Origin of the sequence: Citrobacter sp. Res13-Sevr-PEB04-36 (genome assembly GCF_015672735.1) — a bacterium.
Taxonomy (GTDB): Bacteria; Pseudomonadota; Gammaproteobacteria; order Enterobacterales; family Enterobacteriaceae; genus Citrobacter.
Map to the genome: position 1 here is coordinate 20223 of NZ_JADABY010000032.1, position 10373 is coordinate 30595.

Sequence of the window (10373 nt, forward strand, 5' to 3'; positions counted from 1 at the left end):
ACGATTTTGCGATTAATCGTGCATACTGTGCGCCTTTTTGTGGGCCAAGGGACTACGCACACATTTCTTATATATACACCAAATCAATCAAGCTGCACGAAGACGGTTAATGAGTTATCTCCTGGGATGGGGGGAATAACGAGTGAAGTCAATGGAAGTGGCCTGAAAGATGACGTGTATAAACGAAAGACGAGTCTATGAGCACTGATAATAAGCAATCATTGTCTGCGATTACCCTCGCGGCGATTGGGGTTGTCTATGGTGATATTGGTACCAGCCCACTTTATACACTCCGTGAATGTTTGTCTGGCCAGTTTGGTTTTGGCGTTGAACGTGATGCCGTGTTTGGTTTCCTCTCGCTGATATTCTGGCTGCTGATCTTTGTTGTTTCTATCAAGTACCTGACGTTTGTCATGCGTGCCGATAACGCCGGAGAAGGCGGGATCCTGACGTTAATGTCACTGGCCGGGCGTAATACGTCGGCGCGAACGACCTCAATGCTGGTCATTATGGGGTTGATAGGCGGCAGCTTCTTCTATGGTGAGGTGGTGATTACTCCGGCCATTTCGGTGATGTCAGCGATTGAAGGTCTGGAGATCGTGGCGCCGCAACTGGATACCTGGATAGTCCCACTCTCAATTATTGTTCTGACGCTGTTGTTTATGATTCAAAAGCACGGTACCGGTACCGTGGGTAAGCTTTTCGCACCCATTATGCTGGTTTGGTTCCTGGTGCTGGCGGTATTGGGTGTGCGTAGCATTATTGCTAACCCGGAAGTGCTGCAGGCGTTAAACCCAATGTGGGCGGTGCATTTCTTCCTCGAATACAAAACGCTGTCATTTATTGCGCTGGGGGCGGTGGTGCTGTCAATCACCGGCGTTGAAGCGCTGTACGCGGATATGGGCCACTTTGGTAAGTTCCCCATTCGCCTGGCGTGGTTCTCTGTAGTGTTACCTTCGCTGGTGCTGAACTATTTTGGCCAGGGGGCGTTGCTGTTAAAACATCCTGAAGCGATCAAAAACCCGTTCTTCCTGCTGGCACCTGACTGGGCATTGATTCCCCTACTGATCCTTGCCGCGCTGGCTACGGTTATCGCCTCGCAGGCGGTGATCTCCGGGGTATTCTCACTCACACGGCAGGCGGTACGTTTGGGGTATCTGTCACCTATGCGTATCATCCATACTTCAGAGATGGAGTCAGGGCAAATCTATATTCCGTTCGTCAACTGGATGCTGTATATCGCGGTAGTGATTGTGATTGTCAGCTTTGAGCACTCCAGTAACCTGGCCGCCGCGTACGGTATTGCGGTGACGGGGACGATGGTGCTGACGTCTATTCTGTCGACGACCGTGGCGCGCAAAAACTGGCACTGGAATAAATACTTTGTGTTCCTGATTCTGGTTGCCTTCCTGTGCATTGATATCCCGCTGTTCTCCGCGAACCTCGATAAACTGATTTCTGGTGGTTGGCTGCCGTTGACGCTGGGTCTGGTGATGTTCACCATCATGACTACCTGGAAAAGCGAACGCTTCCGTCTGCTGCGTCGGATGCACGAGCACGGTAATTCTCTGGAGGCGATGATTGCTTCTCTGGAGAAATCGCCGCCGGTACGCGTGCCTGGCACTGCGGTGTATATGTCTCGTGCCATGAACGTCATCCCGTTTGCGCTTCTGCATAACCTCAAACATAACAAGGTTCTGCATGAACGCGTGATCCTGCTGACGCTGCGTACAGAAGATGCGCCGTATGTTCATAATGTGCGTAGGGTGCAAATTGAGCAGCTGTCGCCGACCTTCTGGCGCGTGGTGGCCAGCTACGGCTGGCGTGAAACGCCAAACGTAGAGGAAGTGTTCCATCGCTGCGGTCTGGAAGGCCTAAGCTGTCGGATGATGGAAACCTCGTTCTTTATGTCGCACGAGTCGCTGATTGTCGGCAAACGGCCGTGGTACTTACGCCTGCGCGGCAAATTGTATCTGCTGTTGCAGCGTAATGCGCTACGTGCGCCGGACCAGTTTGAGATCCCACCGAACCGGGTGATTGAACTCGGGACGCAGGTCGAGATTTAACGTTACCAACGCCCTCTTTCCTCAGGAATGGGGGCGTTTTGTTTTCCCCCTCACCTTTTTCCTTTTTTCTGATGATATGGCTTGCGAAACGTTTCGATGATGATCACATTTTCGTAACGACGTGGTGGTTTTCTGTGCATCCTTCAGACTAAAATTATCTCCAGCGAAACGTTTCGCTAGTGGGGAAATAAAATGAAGAAAGGCACGGTACTCAACTCTGAAATTTCATCGGTGATCTCCCGTCTGGGGCATACCGATACGCTGGTGGTGTGTGATGCGGGTTTACCCATCCCGAACAGCACAACGCGTATCGATATGGCATTAACCCAGGGCGTACCTTCTTTTATGCAGGTACTGGACGTGGTCACGCGTGAAATGCAGGTCGAGGCAGCCATTCTCGCGACGGAAATCAAACAACATAATCCGCAACTCCACGAAACGTTGCTCAGCCACATTGAGCAACTGCAACAACACCAGGGAAATACCATAGAAATTCGTTACACCACGCATGAACAATTCAAAAAACAAACCGCAGACAGTCAGGCGGTAATTCGCAGCGGAGAATGTTCTCCGTATGCGAATATCATTCTTTGTGCTGGCGTCACGTTCTGAGGCCATCATGAACGCACTACTGCAACTCAAAGGGATCGATAAAGCGTTCCCGGGCGTTAAAGCGCTATCCGGCGCCGCGTTGAATGTTTACTCCGGCCGCGTTATGGCGCTGGTGGGCGAAAACGGCGCGGGCAAATCCACCATGATGAAAGTCCTGACCGGTATCTACACCCGTGATGCAGGTTCGTTATTGTGGCTGGGGAAAGAAACCACCTTTAACGGTCCTAAATCCTCTCAGGAAGCTGGGATCGGTATCATTCACCAGGAACTGAACCTGATCCCGCAACTCACCATCGCCGAGAACATTTTCCTCGGTCGTGAGTTTGTGAATCGGTTTGGCAAAATTGACTGGAAGACGATGTATGCCGAAGCAGACCAGTTGCTGGCAAAACTCAATCTGCGTTTTAAAAGCGACAAGCTGGTTGGTGAGTTATCGATTGGCGATCAGCAGATGGTCGAAATCGCCAAAGTGCTAAGTTTTGAATCCCGGGTCATCATTATGGATGAGCCGACGGATGCGTTGACGGATACCGAAACTGAATCTCTGTTCCGCGTGATCCGTGAACTGAAATCGCAGGGGCGCGGCATTGTCTATATTTCTCACCGAATGAAAGAGATTTTTGAGATTTGTGATGACGTGACGGTGTTCCGCGATGGGCAGTTTATTGCCGAACGTGAAGTAGCCTCACTGACCGAAGACTCGCTCATTGAAATGATGGTGGGACGTAAGCTGGAAGATCAGTACCCGCGGTTGGATAAAGCACCTGGCGATGTGCGCCTGAAGGTCGATAACCTGTGCGGCCCTGGAGTGCATGATGTGTCATTCACGCTGCGTAAAGGTGAGATCCTTGGCGTGTCGGGCCTGATGGGGGCCGGACGTACTGAATTGATGAAAGTGCTGTACGGCGCGCTGCCGCGCTCCAGTGGTTACGTCACGCTTGACGGGCATGAAGTAGTTACGCGTTCTGAACAGGATGGGCTGGCCAACGGTATCGTCTATATTTCTGAAGACCGCAAACGCGACGGCTTAGTGCTGGGCATGTCGGTGAAAGAGAACATGTCGTTGACCGCACTGCGTTATTTCAGCCGTGCGGGCGGCAGTCTGAAACACAAAGATGAGCAGCAGGCGGTGGGTGATTTTATCCGTCTGTTCAATGTGAAAACGCCCTCGATGGAACAGGCAATCGGCCTGCTCTCCGGTGGCAATCAGCAAAAAGTGGCGATTGCGCGTGGTTTGATGACCCGTCCTAAAGTGCTGATCCTCGATGAACCCACGCGCGGCGTGGACGTTGGGGCTAAGAAAGAGATTTACCAGCTAATCAACCAGTTTAAGGCTGATGGGCTGAGCATTATTCTGGTCTCTTCGGAGATGCCAGAAGTATTGGGCATGAGCGATCGCATTATCGTCATGCATGAAGGGCATCTCGGCGGTGAATTCACTCGCGAGCAGGCCACTCAGGAAGTATTAATGGCTGCCGCTGTGGGCAAGCTTAATCGCGTGAATCAGGAGTAAAAAAGATGACTACCCAGGCTGTTTCTGGTCGCCGTTATTTCACCAAAGCATGGCTTCTGGAGCAAAAGTCGCTCATCGCTCTGTTAGTGCTGATCGCGATTGTTTCCACCATGAGCCCCAACTTTTTTACCGTTAATAACCTGTTCAACATTCTCCAGCAAACGTCGGTCAATGCCATCATGGCCGTTGGTATGACGCTGGTTATTCTGACGTCAGGTATCGATCTGTCCGTGGGTTCGCTGCTGGCGCTTACCGGTGCCGTTGCTGCTTCGATTGTGGGTCTTGAAGTCAACGCGCTGGTGGCTGTTGCCGCTGCGCTGGCGTTAGGTGCGGCTGTTGGTGCCGTGACTGGCGTTATTGTGGCAAAAGGCCGCGTGCAGGCGTTTATCGCCACGTTGGTGATGATGCTGTTGCTGCGCGGCGTCACCATGGTGTACACCAACGGCAGTCCGGTAAACACAGGCTTTACCGACAATGCCGATCTGTTTGGCTGGTTTGGTATTGGCCGTCCATTAGGCGTCCCTACACCAGTATGGATTATGGGGATTGTCTTCCTGGCCGCGTGGTACATGCTGCACCATACCCGTCTGGGCCGCTATATTTATGCACTGGGCGGTAACGAAGCGGCAACGCGTCTGTCCGGTATCAGCGTCAATAAGATCAAAATTATCGTTTATTCACTCTGTGGGCTGCTGGCATCGCTGGCAGGCATCATCGAAGTGGCGCGTCTCTCCTCAGCGCAACCAACGGCGGGAACTGGCTATGAGCTGGATGCTATCGCGGCGGTGGTATTAGGCGGCACCAGCCTTGCGGGCGGTAAAGGACGTATTGTTGGTACGCTGATCGGCGCACTGATTCTCGGTTTCCTCAATAATGGTTTGAATTTGTTAGGTGTTTCCTCCTATTACCAGATGATCGTTAAAGCGGTGGTGATTTTGCTGGCGGTACTGGTAGACAACAAAAAGCAGTAACAACGACTACAGGACATCTTAAATATGAACATGAAAAAACTGGCTACCCTGGTTTCTGCTGTTGCGCTGAGCGCCACCGTGAGTGCGAATGCGATGGCAAAAGATACCATTGCGCTGGTGGTCTCTACCCTTAACAACCCGTTCTTTGTTTCTCTGAAAGATGGTGCGCAAAAAGAAGCCGATAAACTGGGTTACAACCTGGTGATTCTGGACTCGCAGAACAACCCGGCGAAAGAACTGGCGAACGTTCAGGATTTAACCGTTCGTGGAACCAAAATTCTGCTGATTAACCCAACCGACTCCGATGCCGTGGGTAATGCCGTGAAAATGGCTAACCAGGCGAAAATTCCGGTGATCACCCTGGACCGTCAGGCAAGTAAAGGTGAAGTTGTCAGCCATATTGCGTCTGATAACGTGCTGGGCGGAAAGATTGCTGGCGACTACATCGCGAAGAAAGCAGGCGAAGGTGCGAAAGTTATCGAACTGCAGGGCATTGCCGGTACATCGGCGGCGCGTGAGCGTGGTGAAGGTTTCCAGCAAGCCGTTGCTGCACACAAGTTTAACGTACTGGCCAGCCAGCCGGCAGACTTTGACCGTACCAAAGGTCTGAACGTCATGCAGAACCTGCTGACCGCGCATCCTGATGTGCAGGCCGTTTTTGCTCAGAACGATGAAATGGCGCTGGGCGCGCTGCGTGCTCTGCAAACGGCGGGTAAATCTGATGTGATGGTGGTTGGATTTGACGGCACGCCTGATGGCGAAAAAGCGGTAAATGATGGCAAACTGGCTGCGACCATCGCTCAGTTACCGGATCAGATTGGCGCAAAAGGCGTTGAGACTGCGGATAAGGTACTGAAAGGCGAGAAGGTTCAGGCTAAATATCCGGTTGACCTGAAGCTGGTCATCAAGCAGTAATAGCGATTCAGGCCGTTCGCGACCTGATGGCGACATAAATACGCCATCCTCAGAGCGTTGAAGATGAAAGCGTAAAAAGAAAAGCAGGGCACGCGCCACCCTAACCCGGTGGCGCACTTTGACTTGGAATTCCGAACATGAAAACCGCAGGCAACCTCGTTGTTCTTGGCAGCATTAATGCCGATCACATCCTTAACCTTAATTCTTTTCCGACACCTGGCGAAACCGTAACCGGTAGCCATTATCAGGTCGCATTTGGCGGAAAAGGCGCGAACCAGGCGGTTGCTGCGGGTCGTAGTGGTGCGAATATCGCCTTCATTGCCTGTACGGGGGATGACGATATTGGTGAGCGTGTACGTAAACAATTAGCCAGCGATAATATCGATATTGCGCCTGTTAGCGTGATTTCTGGCGAAGCGACCGGCGTGGCGCTGATTTTTGTTAACGCGGAAGGCGAGAACGTTATCGCTATTCATGCCGGGGCGAATGCCGCGCTTTCTCCTGCATTAGTGGAAGCACAGCATGACCGTATTGCGCAGGCCTCGGCCTTACTGATGCAGTTAGAGTCGCCCATTGAAAGCGTACTGACTGCGGCAAAAATTGCGCGTCGACATAATACGACGGTCGCGCTTAACCCGGCTCCGGCTCGTGAACTCCCTGACGAACTGCTGTCGCTGGTGGATATCATTACCCCGAATGAAACGGAAGCTGAGAAGCTGACCGGGATCCGGGTAGAAAACGATGAAGATGCCGCCAAAGCAGCGCAGGCGCTGCACGCAAAGGGAATTCACACCGTACTGATTACCTTAGGAAGTCGTGGCGTGTGGGCTAGCGTAAACGGTGAAGGTCATCGTGTTCCTGGTTTTAAAGTGGACGCCGTTGATACCATCGCTGCCGGTGATACCTTTAACGGTGCGTTAATTACCGCGTTACTGGAAGAGACACCGTTGCCTGAGGCGATTCGCTTTGCGCATGCGGCCGCGGCGATAGCGGTAACGCGTAAAGGTGCACAACCTTCCGTTCCGTGGCGCGAAGAAATTGAGGCGTTTTTAGGTCAGCAGAGGTAACGCTTGGCTACAATGAAGGACGTTGCCCGCCTGGCGGGTGTTTCCACGTCGACGGTTTCTCACGTCATTAATAAAGATCGCTTTGTCAGCGAGGCTATCACCGGCAAAGTTGACGCTGCGATTAAAGAGCTTAACTACGCGCCTTCCGCGCTGGCGCGTAGCCTCAAGTTGAATCAGACTCGCACCATTGGCATGTTAATCACTGCCAGTACCAACCCCTTCTATTCAGAACTGGTGCGCGGCGTTGAGCGCAGCTGTTTTGAGCGCGGCTACAGTCTGGTGCTGTGTAACACCGAAGGTGATGAACAGCGCATGAATCGTAATCTGGAGACGCTGATGCAAAAGCGGGTGGACGGCTTACTGCTGCTCTGCACCGAAACCCATCAGCCTTCCATGGAGATCATGCAGCGTTACCCTTCTATTCCCACCGTGATGATGGACTGGTCACCCTTTGAAGGGGAAAGTGACCTGATTCAGGACAATTCCCTGCTGGGTGGCGATCTGGCAACTCAGCATCTCATTGATAAGGGTTTTACTCGCATAGCTTGTATTACCGGTCCACTGGATAAAACGCCGGCGCGTTTACGTCTGGAGGGATATCGCGCAGCTATGAAACGGGCTGGATTAACGATTCCGCAAGGTTATGAGATAACCGGTGATTTCGAGTTTGGCGGCGGGTTTGAAGCCATGCAAACGCTGCTGTTGCATAAACAACGACCGCAGGCCGTTTTTACGGGTAATGATGCAATGGCTGTGGGGGCGTATCAGGCTCTGTATCAGTCAGGATTGCGTGTCCCGCAGGATATGGCAGTCGTGGGTTATGATGATATCGAACTGGCACGCTATATGACGCCGCCGCTCACCACTATTCATCAACCGAAAGATGAACTGGGTGAGCTGGCCATTGACGTGTTGATCCACCGTATGGCGCAGCCCGCCTTGCAGCAACAGCGTCTGCAGCTTACTCCTGTTCTGATGGTGCGGGGGTCGGTTTAGGTTTATGCCGCTCTTTGATCAGGTTGCGGCCATCTTTAGCTTTTAGCAGCATGAACATCAGCGCCGATATCACCGTAATAGCGCCCATAGTAATAAAGGTATAGTGGAACTGTTCCACCGTATTGATTCCTTCCATGCCTTCATAGACACGCAGTACGGCGGCGCTAATCGCAACCCCTAAGCTGATCGACAGCTGCTGCGTGACAGCTAATACGCTGTTGCCGCTGCTGGCATTATCATCGGTTAGATCCGCAAGGGTAATGGTATTCATCGAGGTAAACTGGGTGGACATCCCCATACCTAAAATGAACAGCGGCAGGATCAGCATCCAGATTGGCATAGTGGGAGATTGCAAAGAGAACTGCGCAATCATCAGGCCGATAAATATTGTCACGCCGACCAGCGTGGTGCGGTAACCAAGACGACGCAGGACCTGGGTCACCATCGATTTTGCCAGAATGGATCCCAGCGCAGTCGGCGCCATCATACAACCGGCTATTAGCGCCGGGTAGCCAAAGCCTACCTGCAACATCAGCGGCATTAAGAAAGGTACACAGCCTGTCCCCAGTCGTGTGGCAAGGTTTCCCGCGATACCGACCGAGAAGGTGCGGGTCTTAAAGATCGGCAGAGAAATTAACGGTGTGGGATGGCGGCGCGCGTGGCGGATGTAGGCGAGTAGCAGCAAAATGCTGCTAAGAATAATGCTGAGAGCGACCCAACTGGCGACGAGCTTTTCGCCGAACAACTCAACACCGCTGGAAAACAGCACCAGACTCAGGCCAAAGAGAAAGAAACCGGTCATATCAAATCGGCGGCGCGGTGTTGTGAAGTTAGGCATATATTTACGGGCATAGAAGATGCCAGCGATGCCAATTGGAATATTAATCAGAAATATCCAATGCCAGCTAGCCCACGTAACCAGTACTCCGCCCAGAACCGGGCCTAGAATTGGCCCCACCAGTCCCGGCATTGTTACGAAGTTAAGGACCGGGAGTAGCTCACTGCGTGGATAGGCGCGTAGTAGCGCCAGGCGGGCAACCGGCATCATCATTGCGCCACCAATACCCTGTACCACGCGGAAAATAACCAGTTCGGTTAATGAGCTGGAGAGCGCGCAGGCAAGTGAACCCAGGGTGAACAGGCTCACGGCAATCATAAAGATACGTCGGGTTCCGAAGCGGTCTGCCAGCCAACCACTTACCGGGATCAGCATCGCCACCGTCAGGGTATAGCTGATAATGGCAGACTGCATGGCGAGTGGGGAGCGGTTGAGGCTGTGTGCGATGGCGGGTAACGCAGTATTAAGGATAGTGGCGTCTAATGCCTGCATAAAAAAGGCCATGGCGGCGATCCATGGCAATCCGGCCATACTGCGCGATTTCTTTTCTGGCATGTTATTTATCCGGGAGATCGTTGGGTGCTATCAGCAATGCCTGACAGGCGGTAAAGGCGCGATTGCCATCGCTAACCTCTATGGCATCCACAATGGCCTGATGCAAATCCAGCTTCACCACATCGTTATAGGTAATTGAGGTAAAATAAGTTTGATAGACGGAATGGAATAACGAGGCAAAGGAGATCAGGAATGGATTCGCGCTCATTTCATAGATGTGTTCATGCCAGGCGATATCCACTTCAATCCAGCGTTCGCGCTTAAAGTTCCTTTTCAGCTCGACCATCTCTTCCATTAAGGTATTTAGATGTGCTTTTTGTTCTGCTGTGCCTATGGTCGCAGCCAGTAAACAGGCTTGCGGCTCGAGGCTAATGCGCATCACCAGAAAATGTTTGATGACCTGAGGGAAATTATCTTCCGTCATCCACCAGGTGAGCAGCTCCTGATCGAGAAAGTTCCAGTTTGCCTGCGGCATAACACGAGTACCAATACGTGGACGCGGTAATACCATACCTTTTGCCGTTAAGGTTTTTACAGCTTCTCTTACCGCAGTACGACTCACACCGAACTGATCCCCTAGTTCTATTTCACCAGGCAGGATAGCACCCGGCGCGTACTCACCTTTTAATATTCGCTGAGCTAGCTTTTCGGCCAGAACATAGGAAAGGTTTTTCTGTGCGGCTAGTTGTTGGGCATTTAAAGGCATGAATGTTCTTCCTTACTCTTTCTCTTATTCATTAGTATGCCACCAGGAAGTGTGATTGCGGTTGCAAAAACGGCAAGTTGCTTATTTTATGGCACGTTAATGATGGTTTTGGTGAAATAATACGCACTCGGAAA

The 10373-nt window shown here is 52.0% G+C and carries 9 protein-coding genes; 7 read left to right on the plus strand and 2 right to left on the minus strand.

The annotated features are described in order from the left end of the window. Positions 1-197 precede the first annotated feature (197 nt). The 7 genes from kup to rbsR all read left to right on the plus strand — a co-directional run bounded on the left by kup (position 198) and on the right by rbsR (position 8140). Entirely contained in the window at positions 198-2066 is a 1869-nt protein-coding gene (gene kup, locus IMQ48_RS09995) for a low affinity potassium transporter Kup (protein ID WP_096758970.1), read from the plus strand. Positions 2067-2258: 192 nt separating this feature from the next. After that, positions 2259-2678: a D-ribose pyranase gene (gene rbsD / locus IMQ48_RS10000; protein WP_016155090.1), complete on the plus strand. Its 420-nt coding sequence runs from the start codon at positions 2259-2261 to the stop codon at positions 2676-2678. A 7-nt stretch (positions 2679-2685) separates the two neighbouring features. Next, on the plus strand, positions 2686-4191 hold the full coding sequence (rbsA, locus tag IMQ48_RS10005; RefSeq protein WP_196208909.1) for a ribose ABC transporter ATP-binding protein RbsA: 1506 nt from the start codon (positions 2686-2688) through the stop codon (positions 4189-4191). Positions 4192-4196: 5 nt separating this feature from the next. Beyond that, complete coding sequence (rbsC, locus tag IMQ48_RS10010; protein WP_096758968.1) at positions 4197-5162, plus strand: ribose ABC transporter permease; 966 nt, start codon at positions 4197-4199, stop codon at positions 5160-5162. A 24-nt stretch (positions 5163-5186) separates the two neighbouring features. Continuing rightward, on the plus strand, positions 5187-6077 hold the full coding sequence (rbsB, locus tag IMQ48_RS10015; RefSeq protein ID WP_196208910.1) for a ribose ABC transporter substrate-binding protein RbsB: 891 nt from the start codon (positions 5187-5189) through the stop codon (positions 6075-6077). Between the two features lie 137 nt (positions 6078-6214). Then, entirely contained in the window at positions 6215-7144 is a 930-nt protein-coding gene (gene rbsK, locus IMQ48_RS10020; RefSeq protein ID WP_196208911.1) for a ribokinase, read from the plus strand. A 3-nt stretch (positions 7145-7147) separates the two neighbouring features. Continuing rightward, positions 7148-8140 carry a ribose operon transcriptional repressor RbsR gene (rbsR, locus tag IMQ48_RS10025; RefSeq protein WP_196208912.1) on the plus strand — a complete coding sequence of 331 codons (993 nt, stop codon included), beginning with the start codon at positions 7148-7150 and terminating at the stop codon, positions 8138-8140. On the opposite strand, the gene mdtD is transcribed toward rbsR, so the two are convergent. Both mdtD and IMQ48_RS10035 read right to left on the minus strand, forming a co-directional pair. Continuing rightward, positions 8106-9533, minus strand: a complete 1428-nt coding sequence (gene mdtD, locus IMQ48_RS10030) for a multidrug transporter subunit MdtD (RefSeq protein WP_196208913.1) — start codon at positions 9531-9533, stop codon at positions 8106-8108. The two genes, rbsR and mdtD, sit on opposite strands and share 35 nt — an antisense overlap. Position 9534: 1 nt before the next feature. Continuing rightward, the gene (locus tag IMQ48_RS10035) at positions 9535-10239 is read right to left on the minus strand and encodes a FadR/GntR family transcriptional regulator (RefSeq protein WP_196208914.1); all 705 of its coding nucleotides are present in this window, start codon (positions 10237-10239) and stop codon (positions 9535-9537) included. Between the last annotated feature and the right edge of the window lie 134 nt (positions 10240-10373).

Coding starts and splice junctions, on each gene's coding strand:
- kup (WP_096758970.1), top strand. CDS start 198: ATGAGCACTGATAATAAGCAATCATTGTCTGCGATTACCCTCGCGGCG.
- rbsC (WP_096758968.1), top strand. CDS start 4,197: ATGACTACCCAGGCTGTTTCTGGTCGCCGTTATTTCACCAAAGCATGG.
- IMQ48_RS10035 (WP_196208914.1), bottom strand. CDS start 10,239: ATGCCTTTAAATGCCCAACAACTAGCCGCACAGAAAAACCTTTCCTAT.
- rbsB (WP_196208910.1), top strand. CDS start 5,187: ATGAACATGAAAAAACTGGCTACCCTGGTTTCTGCTGTTGCGCTGAGC.
- rbsA (WP_196208909.1), top strand. CDS start 2,686: ATGAACGCACTACTGCAACTCAAAGGGATCGATAAAGCGTTCCCGGGC.
- rbsK (WP_196208911.1), top strand. CDS start 6,215: ATGAAAACCGCAGGCAACCTCGTTGTTCTTGGCAGCATTAATGCCGAT.
- rbsD (WP_016155090.1), top strand. CDS start 2,259: ATGAAGAAAGGCACGGTACTCAACTCTGAAATTTCATCGGTGATCTCC.
- mdtD (WP_196208913.1), bottom strand. CDS start 9,533: ATGCCAGAAAAGAAATCGCGCAGTATGGCCGGATTGCCATGGATCGCC.